This is a genomic window from Sphingobium sp. FW306-1B-F04DB (assembly GCF_058781925.1).
Genome location: NZ_JBYSXE010000001.1, coordinates 321,013 through 336,734, shown reverse-complemented (window position 1 = coordinate 336,734; position 15,722 = coordinate 321,013). Strand labels below are relative to the sequence as shown.

The 15,722-nt window shown below is 64.8% G+C and carries 13 protein-coding genes; 5 read left to right on the top strand and 8 right to left on the bottom strand.

Annotation, left to right across the window (positions count from 1 at the left end; all coding sequences use genetic code 11):
• Positions 1 to 46 precede the first annotated feature (46 nt).
• From AC3WJD_RS01590 to mazG, 5 genes are all read left to right on the top strand, one after another.
• A complete protein-coding gene (locus AC3WJD_RS01590) occupies positions 47 to 649 on the top strand; it encodes an energy transducer TonB (RefSeq protein ID WP_492743889.1) in 603 nt (200 codons plus the stop codon).
• 123 nt (positions 650 to 772) lie between these two features.
• Complete coding sequence (locus AC3WJD_RS01585; RefSeq protein ID WP_492743887.1) at positions 773 to 1,051, top strand: hypothetical protein; 279 nt, start codon at positions 773 to 775, stop codon at positions 1,049 to 1,051.
• A gap of 118 nt (positions 1,052 to 1,169) precedes the next feature.
• A complete protein-coding gene (gene secA / locus AC3WJD_RS01580) occupies positions 1,170 to 3,914 on the top strand; it encodes a preprotein translocase subunit SecA (protein WP_492743885.1) in 2,745 nt (914 codons plus the stop codon).
• Between the two features lie 68 nt (positions 3,915 to 3,982).
• The gene (locus AC3WJD_RS01575; RefSeq protein ID WP_492743883.1) at positions 3,983 to 5,257 is read left to right on the top strand and encodes an MgtC/SapB family protein; all 1,275 of its coding nucleotides are present in this window, start codon (positions 3,983 to 3,985) and stop codon (positions 5,255 to 5,257) included.
• Between the two features lie 89 nt (positions 5,258 to 5,346).
• Entirely contained in the window at positions 5,347 to 6,096 is a 750-nt protein-coding gene (mazG, locus tag AC3WJD_RS01570; RefSeq protein ID WP_492743881.1) for a nucleoside triphosphate pyrophosphohydrolase, read from the top strand.
• Positions 6,097 to 6,171: 75 nt separating this feature from the next.
• On the opposite strand, the gene AC3WJD_RS01565 is transcribed toward mazG, so the two are convergent.
• The 8 genes from AC3WJD_RS01565 to dusB form a co-directional block, all read right to left on the bottom strand.
• Complete coding sequence (locus AC3WJD_RS01565) at positions 6,172 to 6,375, bottom strand: DUF2093 domain-containing protein (RefSeq protein WP_492743880.1); 204 nt, start codon at positions 6,373 to 6,375, stop codon at positions 6,172 to 6,174.
• Positions 6,372 to 7,673, bottom strand: coding sequence for a GTPase HflX (hflX, locus tag AC3WJD_RS01560; protein WP_492743878.1), 1,302 nt, complete (start codon positions 7,671 to 7,673; stop codon positions 6,372 to 6,374). The genes AC3WJD_RS01565 and hflX overlap by 4 nt, the downstream gene beginning before the upstream one ends.
• Before the next feature lie 3 nt (positions 7,674 to 7,676).
• Positions 7,677 to 8,177: an RNA chaperone Hfq gene (gene hfq, locus AC3WJD_RS01555; protein ID WP_492743876.1), complete on the bottom strand. Its 501-nt coding sequence runs from the start codon at positions 8,175 to 8,177 to the stop codon at positions 7,677 to 7,679.
• Between the two features lie 113 nt (positions 8,178 to 8,290).
• A complete protein-coding gene (ntrX, locus tag AC3WJD_RS01550; RefSeq protein WP_492743874.1) occupies positions 8,291 to 9,679 on the bottom strand; it encodes a nitrogen assimilation response regulator NtrX in 1,389 nt (462 codons plus the stop codon).
• A gap of 4 nt (positions 9,680 to 9,683) precedes the next feature.
• Positions 9,684 to 11,864 carry a sensor histidine kinase gene (locus tag AC3WJD_RS01545; RefSeq protein WP_492744083.1) on the bottom strand — a complete coding sequence of 727 codons (2,181 nt, stop codon included), beginning with the start codon at positions 11,862 to 11,864 and terminating at the stop codon, positions 9,684 to 9,686.
• Between the two features lie 188 nt (positions 11,865 to 12,052).
• Positions 12,053 to 13,498, bottom strand: coding sequence for a nitrogen regulation protein NR(I) (gene ntrC, locus AC3WJD_RS01540; protein ID WP_492743873.1), 1,446 nt, complete (start codon positions 13,496 to 13,498; stop codon positions 12,053 to 12,055).
• A complete protein-coding gene (locus AC3WJD_RS01535) occupies positions 13,498 to 14,628 on the bottom strand; it encodes a two-component system sensor histidine kinase NtrB (RefSeq protein ID WP_492743871.1) in 1,131 nt (376 codons plus the stop codon). Before AC3WJD_RS01535 ends, ntrC begins: the two co-directional genes overlap by 1 nt.
• Positions 14,604 to 15,602: a tRNA dihydrouridine synthase DusB gene (gene dusB, locus AC3WJD_RS01530; protein WP_492743869.1), complete on the bottom strand. Its 999-nt coding sequence runs from the start codon at positions 15,600 to 15,602 to the stop codon at positions 14,604 to 14,606. Before dusB ends, AC3WJD_RS01535 begins: the two co-directional genes overlap by 25 nt.
• Positions 15,603 to 15,722: the final 120 nt, after the last annotated feature.

Here is a 15,722-nt window from a genome sequence, read left to right as displayed (position 1 = left end):
GGCGAACAGGCGCAATATCAATGATAAAGGGAGAAGGGGGAACCACATGATCATCATCGCCATAGCGGCGGCCTTCGGCGCGGCTATCGAGTCAGCAACGCCGCCAGATATCACGCCGCCGCCCGTGGTTGTTTTGCCATCCAAGCAAATCGCCGGTTCCATCGAAGACGCAGATTATCCGCCGGAAGCGCATCGTGCAGGAGAGTCGGGTACGACGGTCGTCGTGTTCGCCGTCAATCCGCAAGGCCTTGTGACCGAATGCAACATCAAGGAAAGCAGTGGTTCGGCAATACTTGATAAGCAAACCTGCGCGCTGATCGTGCAGCGCTTTCGCTATGAGCCGCCCAAATACGCCAACGGAAAGCCGAGAACCGAATATAAGACTCAGCGCATAACCTGGCGGCTGCCCAGGCCTGCGGGCCCGCCACCCTTCATCTCACAGTTGAAGCCGTCGGCGTTCGACGTGGAAATCGTCGTTTCGCCCGATGGTTCGGTGACATCGTGCGTGCTGCACAAGCTCGACGGGCTGGAGGGTATGCCCGCAGACGCTTGCCCCGCTATCATGAAATCGGGTGGGTTCGCGCCCTTTGATGGGCCGAAGAGCAAACGCTTGCGCTTCCGCATGTCGACGGAGGTGAGTGACGAATGACCTTCTGGCATTTGATGGCACGGCGCGATTGGTGGTGAAATCGGCGCGGCCAAGGGCGCTTTTGATTGGACGAACGCGGACGCGATCACTATGTCGTCGCCGACAATATCTTGGAAGCCACGCTTGGAACTGCTGCTTTTCCTCTCTGCGCTGCTGACCGGCCTTACCGGAGTGATCTCCGGCGAGCGCAAGGCCGAGCCTGCGCCGGTGCAGCGCAGCGCCGCCGCGGTTGCGGTGGATATCGTGGCCGAGATGTCGGCAGAGGCAGCGGCGCCCGCGATTCATGCGTCGTTCGTGCCGCTCGGGCCGCTGGCGATTCCGCTCGCCACGCGGCCTCTCGAACCGGCGCAGACAGCTGCACCGCAGGATCACCATCGCGTCGACGAGCGCAGGCTCGAATAGGTTCGCGACCCGCAGCGCCGCTCGTTCGCGCGCCGCTTTTTCGACCATGCAGTATCATTGCGCCCGCCCGACATGCGCGGCGGGCCCGTTTCCAGATTAGAAGAGACAGGAACATTCCATGATCGGTGGCATCGCCAAGGCCATTTTCGGGTCGTCCAACGACCGTTACGTCAAGTCGCTCAACAAGGTCGTCGGGGAGATCGCGGGTTTCGAGCCCCAGATACAGTCGCTGAGCGATGAGGAGCTTTCCGCTCAAACCACCCGCTTCCGCGAGCGGCTGGAAGCGGGCGAGACGCTCGACGACATTCTTCCCGAAGCCTTCGCAACCGTCCGTGAGGCCGCGGTGCGCGTGCTCGGCATGCGCCATTTCGACGTCCAGATGATCGGCGGCATCGTGCTCCACAGGGGGGAGATCGCCGAGATGCGCACGGGCGAGGGCAAGACGCTGGTCGCGACGCTCGCAGTCTATCTCAACGCACTTCCGGGAACGGGCGTGCATGTCGTCACCGTCAACGACTATCTCGCCCGCCGCGACGCCGACTGGATGGGGCAGGTTTATCGCTTCCTCGGTCTGACCGTGGGCGTGATCGTCCCCAATCTGACCGACCAGCAGCGCCGCGACGCCTATGCCGCCGACATCACCTACGGCACCAACAACGAATTTGGCTTCGATTATCTGCGCGACAACATGAAGTATGAGCGCGGCCAAATGGTGCAGCGCCCCTTCGCGCACGCCATCGTCGACGAGGTCGACTCGATCCTGATCGACGAGGCGCGAACCCCGCTGATCATCTCGGGGCCGACCGACGACAAGTCCGAGCTGTATATGCGCGTGAACGACGTCGTGAAGACGCTGGTCGCCGAGGATTATGAAGTCGACGAAAAGCAGAAGTCGATCATCCTGACCGAGGACGGCACCGAAAAGGTCGAGCGCCTGCTTGAGGACGCCGGCCTGCTCGAGGGCAGCAACCTGTACGACTATGAGAATACGCAGGTAGTTCACCATCTGAACCAGGCGCTGCGCGCCAACGTGATCTTCAAGCGCGATACCGACTATATCGTCAAGGACGGCAAGGTCATCATCATCGACGAGTTCACCGGTCGCATGATGGACGGACGACGCTGGTCCGACGGGCTTCACCAGGCGGTCGAGGCCAAGGAAGGCGTGACGATCGAGCCCGAGAACCAGACGCTCGCCTCGATCACTTTCCAGAACTATTTCCGCATGTATCCCAAGCTCTCGGGCATGACGGGCACGGCCGCGACCGAGGCCGCGGAGTTCTACGACATCTACAAGATGAACGTGGTCTCGATCCCGACCAACGTCCCCGTCCAGCGCATCGACGAAGAGGACGAGTTCTACAAGAACACGATCGACAAGTTCGGCGCGATCGCCAAGGGGATCAAGGAAAAGGCGGACAAGGGGCAGCCGGTGCTCGTCGGCACCGTGTCGATCGAGAAGTCCGAACTGCTTTCTGAATTTCTCAAGAAGGAGGGCGTCGAGCACAAGGTCCTCAACGCGCGCTATCACGAGATGGAGGCGCATATCGTGGCGCAGGCGGGCCGTGAGGGCGCGGTCACGATCGCGACCAACATGGCGGGCCGCGGTACCGATATCCAGCTGGGCGGCAACCTCGAGTTCCGCGTCAATGACGAACTGGGCGAGATGCCCGAGGGCCCCGAGCGCTATGCCGCGATCGAGCGGATCAGGCACGAGATCGAGGACGAAAAGGCGCGCGTGCTCGCCGCAGGCGGTCTCTTCGTGCTCGGCACCGAGCGCCATGAAAGCCGCCGCATCGACAACCAGCTCCGCGGTCGTTCGGGCCGTCAGGGCGACCCGGGCCTGTCGCGTTTTTACCTGTCGCTCGACGACGACCTGCTGCGCATCTTCGGCCCCGACACGATGTTCGCCAAGATGATGAACGCCAATCTCGCGGACGGCGAGGCGATCGGCTCGCGCTGGCTCTCCAAGGCGATCGAGACCGCACAGAAGAAGGTCGAGGCGCGCAACTACGACATCCGCAAGCAGGTCGTCGAATATGACGACGTCATGAACGACCAGCGCAAGGTGATCTACGAGCAGCGCAGCGACATCATGGATGCCGAGACGGTCGATGACGTGGTGACCGACATGCGCGCCGAGACCGTGAACGGGCTCGTCGCCGATGCGTGCCCGCCTGACACCTATCCCGAGCAGTGGGAAATCGAAACGCTCAAGGAGCGTGTCGGCGACGTGCTTAACCTTGTTCCCGATATCGATGCGTGGACCAAGGAAGAAGCGGTCGATCCCGAGCTGATCGAGCAACGGCTGCAAGAAATGGCGGACGCCGCGATTGCCGACAAGATCACCGATATTCCTGCCGACAGCTGGGCACAGGTCGAAAAGAGTATCCTGCTCCAGTCGCTCGACCATCACTGGAAGGAGCATCTGGCGACGCTCGACGCGCTGCGCGCGGTGATCCATCTGCGCGCCTATGCGCAGAAGACGCCGATCAACGAGTACAAGCAGGAAGCCTTTGCGATGTTCGAGCGGATGCTGAGCGCGATCCGCGAGGACGTGACCAAGGTGATGGCCCACGCCCGCTTCATGCCGCAGGACGAGCCGCCGCCGCTTCCCGAGATGCCCGATTTCGTCACCGAACATATGAGCATGCTGCAGGGGCGCGACGACGGCGACGCTATCAACGCCGGGTCGTTCGGCCTGGTCACGACGCGCATCCCCGAGCTGCAGATGGCATCGGCCGGTGTCGTGGAGGAACTGGGCGGGGATCCTGCCGAATGGGAAGGCAGGGTCAGCCGCAACGCGCCGTGCCCTTGCGGTTCTGGCCGCAAGTACAAGCACTGCCACGGCGCGCCGCAATAATTGCACAGCGACGCGCGTCGATCCGCTGACGGTTGACGCGCGTCGCTCGCACTGAAGATAGTGCGCGCATGGAAGAACTCGAACTGTTCCAGCGCATGGGGCTGGCAATCGCGATCGGGGCAGTCGTCGGCATCGAGCGGCACTGGCGCGAACGTGACGAGGGGGAAGGGCAGCGCACCGCGGGAATCCGCACCTTCACGCTGATCGGGCTGTTCGGCGGCGTCGCGGGTTTCATCGAGCATTACCTGGCCGCGGTGAGGGGGATCCCTTCTGGGATCGTGCTCGCCGCCTTCTTCGCGATGCTGACCGGCGCATTCACGCTCTACCACTATCGCGAATCGCTCGCCGTTGGGAATCGCAGCGTCACATCGGTGGTCGCAGCGATGCTCGTCTTCGCGCTTGGCGCGCTTGCCGTTCTGGGGGACATGGCGCTTGCTTCGGCGGGGGGCGTGGTGCTGCTGGCGATCCTCGCAAGCCGGGAGTTCCTGCACCAGCTGATGCACCGGTTGCGCTGGGCCGAACTGCGCTCAGCGGTCATTCTGCTTGCGTTGACCTTCGTGCTGCTGCCGATCGTCCCCGAAGCGCCGATCGGGCCGTTTGGCGGGATCTCGCCCGCGCGGATCCTCGTGCTTGCCATCATTCTCGCATCGCTTTCCTTCTGCGGCTATGTCGCGGTGCGGCTGCTCGGCTCATCGCGCGGCGAGCTGGTCGCCGGGCTTGTGGGCGGTATCGTTTCGTCGACTGCGGTCACGATCACCAATGCACGGCGTTCGAAAGACTCCGATGCAGCGGTGGCGGCGCTTTGTGCGGGCGCCATAGGTGCGGGTGCGATCTCGATCCTCCGCACCGCCATCCTCGTCGGCACGCTGGCACCCGCGCTGATGCCGCAATTGCTGCCCGGCATGGCCGGCGGTACCGCCGCGATGATCGGCTATGCGGCAATGCTGGCGCGGCGTGGCGCCGGCGAGCATGCCGAGCAGGAGCCGAAAAATCCGTTCGAGCTCGGCGCGGTTATCAAGATTGCGCTGCTGCTCGTTGGCGTCGCGTTCATGGCGCAGGTCGCGAGCCGGATATTCGGCGATGCCGGATTGCTCGTGGTGTCGGCGCTGTCGGGCCTCGCCGATGTCGACGCCGCGACGGTAACCGTGACGGGCATGCTCGACGCAATCTCGGCGCCTGTGGCCGCATTGGCAATCGGCATCGCTCTGGTCAGCAACATGATCGCCAAGGCAGTCTATGCCAGTGCGCTGGGATCCGGGAGGTTCCGCATGCATCTCTGGGGCGCGACCGTGCTCGCGCTTGTATCGGCCGCGCTCTGCCAAGGGCTGGCAGGGCTTGGCTGAGCAGGTAGGGACGTTTCGACCGGCCATTGTATATTTAACATAATGTATATTATCGGACTTTAACATATAACCGGAGCCAGGATCCCCTCATGATATCCCCCCTCGTCGAAATCATGGCGCGTCTGCGCGATCCCGAAACGGGTTGTCCCTGGGACGTCCAGCAGGATTTCTCGACGATCGCCCCCTATACGATCGAGGAAGCGCACGAAGTGGCTGACGCGATCGCGCGCGGCGACATGGCCGAGCTCAAGGACGAGCTTGGCGACCTTCTGCTCCAGGTTGTCTTTCACGCCCGCATGGCCGAGGAAGCCGGCCATTTCGCGTTCGGCGACGTCGTCCAGGCGATCTGCGACAAGATGATCCGCCGCCATCCCCATGTCTTCGGCGATGTCCAAGCCGACGATGGCGCTGCGGTGCGCGGCAACTGGGAAGCGATCAAGGCGGCCGAACGTGGCGGCAAGGACGACAAGAGCGCGATGGCGCATGTCGCACTCGGTTTGCCCGCGCTGATGCGTGCCGAAAAGCTCCAGCGCCGCGCCGCGCGGACCGGTTTCGACTGGCCCGACGAGTCCGGAGCGCGTGCGAAGATCGACGAGGAACTTGCTGAAATAGAAGCAGAAAACACGCAGGATGCGCTCGAGGACGAATTTGGTGATCTGTTCTTCGCCTGCGTGAACTGGGCGCGGCATCGCGGCGTCGATCCCGAGGCGGCGCTGCGGCGCGCCAATCGCAAGTTCGAAGCGCGTTTCCGCGCGATGGAAGACATGGCCGGCGACGCCTTCGCGCCGTTGCCGCTCGACGAAAAGGAAAAGCTCTGGCAGGCCGCAAAAGCGATGTAGCTCCCTGCCCCGGCCGCGACGCTGGACATTTCTGATGGCTCGATCCCCCGCGCCTGTGCTGCGGACGGATGCGCCCTAGGGAGTGTGGCGCTTGAGCCAGGCCTGTGTTGCCGCGGCGGCGCTCGCATAGGCCTCCTGTGCCTCGGCGCTCCAATAGGTGAGCTGATCCAGCGGGATGAGCTCACCCGTCACCGCGCAGCGCACGAAATCGCCCGGCGTGATGATATCGAACTCGGGCGTGTCATAGCGCAGAACGGCGATGCGCGGCGGCGTGTTCATACCCGCGCCTCGAAGCGGCCCCAGTCGCCGTCGGACATGCGCACCTCGAAGCGAATGAGCTCGCCTTCCTCGGCGCGCTCCAGCACCTCGCCATTGGCGTGGAGCCACGCGATCGTCGCGCCATCGCTGTGCGGCACGCGCACCGTGCGCACGCGGTTGCGCTGCGTCAGCTGCGCGGCGGCCGCACTGCGCAGGTCGTCGACGCCTTCCCCGCTGATCGCCGATAATAGCGCAACGTCCTCGCGGCGCGCGGCCTCCCCCATCAACTCCTCGCGCGTGTCGCCCGTCAGCAGGTCGATCTTGTTCCATGCCTCGATCACGGGGACTCCCCCCTCCCCGCTGATGTCGATGCCGATCTCGCGCAGCACTTGCTCGACATCGGCCTTCTGTTCCTCGCTGTCGGGATGCGCGATGTCGCGGACGTGCACGATCAGGTCGGCCGCGGTGACCTCTTCGAGCGTTGCGCGAAACGCGGCGACGAGTTGCGTCGGCAGGTCGGAGACGAAACCCACCGTGTCGGACAGGATCGCCTTGTCGATTCCGGGCAGGCGGATCTGGCGCATCGTCGGATCGAGCGTGGCGAAAAGCAGGTCTTCCGCCATGACGTCAGCGCCGGTCATCCGATTGAAAAGTGTTGATTTTCCTGCATTGGTATAGCCGACCAGCGCGATCACCGGCCAAGGCGCGCGCTTGCGCCGGTCGCGATGCAGGCCGCGCGTGCGGCTGACCTCGGCGAGCTCGCGGCGCAGTTTCGCCATGCGGTCGCGGATCAAGCGGCGGTCGGCCTCGATCTGCGTTTCGCCGGGGCCGCCGAGGAAGCCGAAGCCGCCGCGCTGGCGTTCGAGGTGGGTCCAGCTCCGCACCAGCCGGCCCGCCTGATAGTCGAGATGCGCGAGCTCGACCTGGAGCCGGCCTTCGGCGGTCGCTGCGCGCTCGCCGAAGATCTCGAGGATCAGGCTGGTGCGGTCGATCACCTTGGCCTTGAGCTTGTCCTCCAGATTGCGCTGCTGGACGGGGGTAACTGAAGCATCGACGATGACGAGCTCGGCCGCATCCTGCTGCACCGCGACCGCGAGCTGCTCGACCTGGCCCGAGCCGAACAGTGTCGCGGGCTTGGGCTGGCGCAAGCGGAACTGGAGTTTCTCGACGACATCGATGCCGATTGCCTCGGCAAGCCCCGCCGCCTCTTCAAGGCGCGCGGAGGCGTCCCGGCCCGAACCGCCCGTATCTGGCAGGGCAACGATGGCCCGTGCACCCCGTGCCAGGCCATCATCGTCTCCGCGCTGGAAAACCGCCATGGATCAGTCCGCGTCGTCTCCGCTCTCTTCGGCGAGATTGAGCGGATTGGCAGGCTGCACCGTCGAAATGGCGTGCTTGTAGACAAGCTGCGCCAGCCCATCGCGCTGGAGCAGCATGCAGAACAGGTCGAACGCGACGATCTCACCCTGGAGCATGACGCCATTGACGAGAAACATCGTCACGGGGTCGCCCGACTTGTGCACTGCGTTGAGGAACACTTCCTGCAGCGACTTGGACTTGCCGCGAGCCTCGTTGAATGCCGTCTCGATCGGTGCCAGGTCGATGGGGCCGGCGGGCATCACGGTCGAGATCGCATGCTTGTAAACGAGCTGCGACTGGCCGTCGCGGCGCAGCAGCACCGAGAAATTGTCGAACCAGGTAATGATTCCCTGCAGCTTGACGCCTTTTACAAGGAACATCGTGACCGGGGTCTTGGAGCGTCGGAGGGTGTTGAGGAAGATGTCCTGAAGGTTGTTGGTCTTCGCGCTGGTCTTGTCTGGCATTTGCTACCATTCCTTTTCTTGGCGGATCGTGGTCCGCATGTGCCTGCTCGCACAGGCATGGCTGGGGGCGCTCTATTTATGCGTTTTGGCCCGTCGCGTCCACCGGATCGGGATTATTCTTCCCCGTCATGCTTGGCATCGGCCATGCCGAGCAGCTTGAGCTTGCGGTGCAGTGCGGAGCGCTCCATCCCGATAAAGGTCGCCGTACGCGAGATATTTCCCGAAAAGCGCCGGATCTGGATGCGGAGATATTCACGCTCGAAGGTTTCGCGTGCCTCGCGCAGCGGCGCCCCCATGATCGCCGAGGCGGCGTTGCCGACGCCGGACTCCCCCGGGTTGCCCATCACCTCGGGCGGCAGCATGTCCAGGTCGATCTGGCCGATCCGGTCGCCCGGCGCGAGAATGATCGTGCGTTCCACGACGTTGCGCAGCTGACGGACATTGCCCGGCCAGTCATAGGCCTGGAGCGCGGCGATCGCATCGGTCGCGATCACGGGCGTACGGACGCGGCGCTCGCTCGCATAGCGCGCCACGAAATGCTCGATCAGTGCAGGAATATCCTCGCGGCGCTCCGCGAGCGGCGGCAGGTGCACCGGCACCACATTGAGCCGGTAATACAGATCCTCGCGGAACCGTCCCGCGGCGATCTCCTCGGGCAGCTCGCGGGAGGTGGCGGAGACGACACGGAGCTCAACCTTGACCACGCGTTGCCCGCCCACGCGCGTGAAGCTCTGATCGGTCAGCACGCGCAGGATCTTGGCCTGGGTGGTCAGTGGCATGTCCGCAATCTCGTCGAGGAACAGCGTGCCACCATGTGCCTGTTCGAGCAGGCCGGGGCGGATGAGTTCGCCGCCGTTCTCGACGCCGAACAGCTCTTCCTCGACGCGCTCGGGGCTCATCATCGCCGCGCCGACGACGATGAAGGGCGCAGTCGCGCGGTTGCTCCATTTGTGCAGCAGGCGCGCGGCGACTTCCTTGCCGACCCCGGCGGGCCCTGTGATGAGCACGCGGCTGCCCGTCGCCGCGACGCGCTTGAGCGTCGCGCGAACCGCGTTGATCGCGGTCGAATTGCCCGTCAGTTCCTCTTCGCGCCCGATCTGCGCCCTTAGCGACGCATTCTCCTGCCGCAGCAGCTCGGTTTCGGTGGCGCGCGAGACGAGGTGAAGCAGCTGCGCCGCCTCGAACGGCTTCTCGATGAAGTCGACCGCGCCGTGGCGGATCGCCGCCACTGCGGTGTCGAGATTGCCGTGCCCCGACATCATCAGCACGGGCAAGGACGGATCGCGTTGCTTGATTTCACCGAGCAGCTCCAGCCCGTCGAGCCGCGACCCCTGAAGCCACACGTCGAGCAGGACGAGCGACGGGCGCCGTTCGGAAATGGCCTCGAGCGCTGAATCGCTGCCGCCGGCGCTGCGCGCGGCATAGCCCTCATCCTCCAGCACGCCCGAGACAAGGTCGCGGATATCCTGTTCGTCATCGACTATCAGAATGTCTAGCGCCATGGTCCTAGCTGGTCCTCTTGTGTGTGAGTTGGGTTGGCGTTTTCTCGCCGTCGATCGCGGAGATGTCCCCCTCCCCGCTCATGAACCGCGCGAGCAGCTCGGGGTCGAAGGCCATGCAGATAATCGTCCCGCCCCCCGGATTGTCGACGAATTGCATCGTTCCGAAATGTTCCTCGACGATCTTTTTTACGATGGCGAGACCAAGGCCCGTGCCCCGCGTGCGCGTCGTGACATAGGGCTCGACCAGCCGCTCGCGGTCCTGTGGCAAGCCGATGCCGTTATCGGCGACGCACACGGTCAGTTTCTTACCCTCCGCATCGGGGCAGATCGACAATGTGATCCGCCCTCCGCTCTCCGGCGGTCCGCCTTCGCTTTTCTGTTCAATGGCTTCCACAGCGTTCTTGACGAGGTTGGTGAGTGCCTGGCCGAGTTGGCGGCGGTCACACACGATCTGGTGCGGCGCATCGCCCTGCTCGAGCGCGAAGACGATCTCGGGATGGGCTACCTCGTGCAGGAACAGCGCCTGGCGCGCGATGTCGGTCAGCGACTCCGTCCGGAACACGGGCTTTGGCATGCGCGCGAAGGACGAGAATTCGTCGACCATCCGCCTGAGGTCGGCGACCTGGCGGATGATCGTCTCGGTCAGCCGCTCGAAGGTCGAGGGGTCGTCGGTCACCTGCTTGCCGTAGCGCCGCTGCAGGCGTTCGGCGGCAAGCTGGATCGGCGTCAGCGGGTTCTTGATCTCGTGCGCGATGCGCCGCGCGACGTCGGACCAGGCCGCGCGGCGCTGGTCGAGCAATTGCTGCGTGATGTCGTCGAAGGTCAGAACATGGCCCGCCTCGTCGCGCACCACCTGCACCGCAAGGGTCCGCGCATCGCCACCGATATTGAGCTGGACGATGTCGTTGCGATCGTCCTCGCCCACCAGTTCGGCGAGTTCGGGGGCCAGCGCGTCGATCGCCTTGCCCGTCGCCTCGCCGGGTGCCGACTTGAGCAGCGCCGCCGCCGAGCTGTTCATCAGACGGATATTGCGGTCGCGGTCGACCGAGATCACCCCCGCGCTGACGCCCGACAGCACCGTTTCGATGAAGGCGCGGCGGCTGTCGAGCACGCTCGTCTGTTCCTCGATCGTGCGTGTCATGCGGTTGAAGGCATTGGCGAGACGGCCGATCTCGTCGAGCCGCACCGGTTGCGGCACACGCGCCGAAAGATCGCCCTCGGCGACGCGCTGCGCGGCGTCGACCAGATCGCCCACGGGGCGCACCAGCCGGTCGGCGAGCGCGAGCGCGATCCATACCGCCGCGCCGACGATCAGCAGGGAGATCGCGAGCAGCGCGATGTTGAACTGCAGCTGTAATGCCCGCGAACGCTCTAGCAGGCGCCTGTAGTCGGTCGAGACGGTCTGCGCACGTTCGGCCTGGGCGAGCATCTTGGGGTCGACGACGCGCGCGGCCCACAGATAGGCCTCCTCGCTTACGGGGAGCCGTGTCACCGCCTCGATCCGGTTTCCCGAATCCGTGACCACGCTTGGCTCGCCCTTGCGCAGCCGATCGAGGGTCGCGGGGGTGATCCGCGAGCCTTCGCCGCGATCATAGGGATCGACCATCGCCAGCGTCTGTTCGCCGACGCCGCGCTTGATGACGATGATCGCCGCTTCCGAAAGCTCGCGCTGATAGACGTTCCCGGCAAAACCCTGCTGAAAGAGCGGCGAATCGATGGGTGCCTCGTTCAGATAAGCGACGAGGTCGGACGCCATCGCGATCGTGTTGTTTTCAACGCGCGTGCGGTATTCGCTGTTATATTCCTGCGCGACGATCGCCGCATTCTCCAGCATCCCGCGTGCACGGTCGGAGAACCAGAACTCGACGCCGTACTGGAACAGCAGCGATGCGAAGATCACGACGAGCAGCATCGGCACGCTCGCGATGACCGAGAAGATCGCGACGAGGCGGACGTGGAGGCGCCCGCCGCCGCCCATTGGCGAGCGCGCCGCGCGCTTCTTGGCGACGCGGCGGCCGAGCAGCACCAGCAGGGCGACGCCGGGCACAAGGTTGGCAACGAGCAGCAGCGCGACCAGAACCGGAGAAAGCAACCTTTCGGTCGCGGGTTCGGCGCTGACGACGAAATAGGTCGTGACCGCCACTGTCACCGCGATCGCGAGCGTCGCGAGCTCTATCCAGGGCATGAGGTTGTTGCGGCGCGAGACGACGCGCAAAACGCGTTGCCAGCGCGAGGCTTTCACAGAAATGTCACGATAGCCCACATTCACCGTTGCGTTCTTACAACATTCGCGTTGCAAGACAAACACAGTCTGCGGGCCGGGGGATTATTTCCGGCGCTGCTGCGGCACGGATCGTCGGGCGGTCGCGGGCCTCAGGGGCCGCCGCGGCGAACGCGCGCGGGATCGATCCCGTGATCGGTCAGCTTCTTGCGCAGCGTGTTGCGATTGATCCCCAGCAGGTCGGCGGCGCGGAGCTGGTTTCCGCGCACCGCCGCCAGCGTCAGCCGGAGCAACGGTGCCTCGACCTTGGCGAGCACGCGGTCATACAGTCCGTCAGGCGGCAGGTCGTCGCCGAAGCTCGCGAAATAGCCCGACAGATGGACCTCGACCGCATCCTCGAGGCCCTTGCCGATCAGCGGGATCGGGATGGCCTCGCTCGCCCCGCCCGCCAGTGCCTGGTCGATCTGGCGTGCCGAGATGATTTCCTCGCGGCTGAGCGCGGCGAGGCGGCGCATCAGGTTTTCGAGCTCGCGGACATTGCCGGGCCAGCTATGCGTCGCAAGCCGCGCGAGCGCATCGTCGCCCAGCCTCTTGCGCGAAAGCCCCTCCAGCGCAGCGCGATCGAGGAAATGCCGTGCCAGCTCGGCGATATCGCCCGACCGTTCGCGCAGCGGCGGCAGCGTCACGGGCACCACGTTGAGGCGGTAGTAGAGATCCTCGCGAAAGCCGTTGGCCGCGATCAGCGCGGACAGGTCCTTATGCGTCGCGGCGATGATGCGGACGTCGGCGCGGATCGGGCGCGCGCCGCCGACGGTGGTGAACTCGCCCTGCTGGAGCACGCGCAGCAGCCGGGTCTGCGCTTCCATCGGCATGTCGCCGATCTCGTCGAGGAACAGCGTACCGCCTTGGGCCAGCTCGAACTTGCCCGCGGCCCGCGCTTGCGCGCCGGTGAAGGCGCCCCTTTCGTGGCCGAACAGTTCGGATTCGATCAGGTCGCGAGGAATCGCTGCCATGTTTATGGCAACAAAGGGTTTTTTTCGCCTCGGTCCGAGATCGTGGATCGCGCGCGCAACAAGTTCCTTGCCCGTTCCCGACTCGCCGAAGACGAGCACCGTCAGCTCGTTCGAAACGACGCGCGCAACCGTACGATAGACATCCTGCATCGCGGGCGAGCGGCCGATCAGCGGCAGGTCTTCCTTGATTCCTTCCGGCTCGTCCGCGCCACGATGCGCGCGACTGCGTAGCCCATCGCCGACCGCGCGGCACAATTCGTCGAGATCGAAGGGCTTGGGCAGATATTCGAAGGCGCCCTGCTCGGTCGCGCGCACCGCGGTCGCAAGCGTGTTCTGCGCGGAGAGCACGATCACGGGCAGTTCGGGACGGCGCTGCAGCACGGAGGATATCTGGTCGAGGCCGTTGCCGTCGGGCAAGATCACGTCGGTGATGAGCAGTTCGGGATCGAAGCCGTCGAGCTGGCGCTCCATATCGGCGATGCTCGCGGCCAGCGCGACCGCATGACCCTCGCTGCGCAGCGCTTCGGCCAGCACGGTGCGGATCGCGGCGTCGTCATCGACGACAAGAATGCGGCCGCTGCTCATCAGGATTCCTTTCCGGCGCGCTGGAGGAGAAGGCGAAAGACGGTGCGTTCGGGCGCCCCCTCGCGCGAGAACTGGACGATGCCACCCATGTCGCGGACCAGCTTGTCGACGAGCGCGAGGCCCAGCCCCCCGCCCGATCGCTTGGTGCTGACAAAGGGCTCGAAAAGGTGGTCGGCGACCTCGGGCGCTGGCCCGGGCCCATTGTCGATCACGCACAGCTCGATCGGCAGCGCGCGCCGCCCCTTGCCATCCTTGTCGGGCACCGAGACGCCGTGGCGATAGGCGGTTGTCACCTGGATCACCGGCTGCTGTTGTTTGACGCAGGCTTCGGCGGCGTTCTTGAGCAGGTTGAGCACGATCTGGGTCAGCGCGTCGCGGTGGACGAGCGCCATCGGCAGCGAGGGATCATAGATCGCCTTGATCTCGACATTCTGCGCAAAGCCGTGCCGCGCAAGCTCGCGCGCGTGATCGAGCACCGGATAGATGTTTTCGGCGACGAGTTCGAGCGGGCGCGGGTCGGTGAAGCTCTCCATCCGGTCGATCAGTCCGGTGATGCGATCGACCTCGGAACGGATCAGCCGCGTCATGTCGCGCGCTTCGGGTGCGACCTTGCGTTCGAGCAGCTGCGCCGCGCCGCTGATGCCCGAAAGCGGGTTCTTGATCTCGTGCGCGAGCATCGCGGCGGCGCCCATCGCCGCGCGCGCACCGCTGCCCTGTTCGCGCCTGTGCCCCATCGGATGCGCCGCAGCCCCCGCATGGATCGCGAGGACACGCCAGCCCGCGCGGTCGGGAATGGGGGAAAAGGCGATGTCGGCGAGCAGTTTCAGTCCGCGATCGTTGGAAATCAGGACGTCGAAGGCGTTGAGCGGCGATCCGGCGCGCTCCTGCTGAAGCGCCTCGATATTCTCGGGAAAGCGGACGTGCGCCTCCATCGGCTTGCCGATGATCGCGGTCCGGCTGGCATTGAGCAGCGATTCGGCCGCGGCGTTGACCTCGGCCACCTTGCCCTCGGGATTGATGAGCAGCGTCGGAACGGGAAGCGCTGCAATGAGCTCTGAAGCCGATGGCGCATCCTGGCCGTTCGCCGGCTTGCGGGAAAGCCGGATCAGGCGGCTGCCCGGGAGAGCCATGGCGAATAGAATTCCTCGAGCATCGACAGGACGGTAGTGGCTTCGGGCTGCTGGTTCACACGGTTTCTGAACTCGGCCGAGCCGTTGAGCCCCTTGGTGTACCAGCCGATATGCTTGCGCGCCATGTTGACCCCGGTCATCTCGCCATAATGTTCGAGCATATCGCGGTAATGCGCGGTAATCAGGTAATATTGTTCCTCGATCGACGGATCGGCAAGCCGCTGGCCGGTTTGCAGATAGTGCATCACCTGCCCCAGCAGCCAGGGCCGGCCATAGGCGCCGCGCCCGATCATCACGCCATCGGCGCCAGACTGATCGAGCGCGGTCAGCGCGTCCTCGATCGAGCAGATGTCGCCATTGGCGATCACGGGCAACGAGACTGCGTCCTTCACCTTGCGGATGAAGCCCCAATCGGCGGAACCCTTGTACATCTGGTTGCGCGTGCGGCCATGGACAGTGATCATCCTGACCCCAAGATCTTCCGCGATGTGCGCGAGTTCGGGCGCGTTGAGGCTGTCATGGCACCAGCCCATGCGCATCTTGAGCGTGACGGGCACCGACACCGCCTCGACGGTGGCCTTGACGATGTCGCCTGCGAGTTTCAGGTCGCGCATCAGCGCCGATCCCGCATCGCCGTTGACAACCTTCTTCACGGGACAGCCCATATTGATGTCGATGATGGCGGCGCCGCGATCCTCGTTGAGCTTTGCCGCCTCGGCCATCTCGAGTGGCGAGCAGCCCGCAAGCTGCATCGAGATCGGTTCCTCGACCGCATCCCAGGCGGCCTTCTGCAGCGACTGGCGCGTCTCGCGGATCATCGCCTGGCTGGCGATCATCTCGGTTACGTTGAGCCCCGAGCCGTAGCGGCGCACGATCTTGCGGAACGGCAGATCGGTGACGCCGGTCATCGGCGCCAGGATCACCGGCACGTCGATCCGCACCGGGCCGACATCAATGGGAGCGAGTTTCATCATCATTTGCCTGAAATTTAGGCAGCCCCATAACCGTAAAGGCGTTGCGGGGCAAGCGCGCGCATAGTGTCGACGCAATCGTGCGCGCGGTGCGGCTGACGGTCGCTCGCCCGTCCGCCGCCA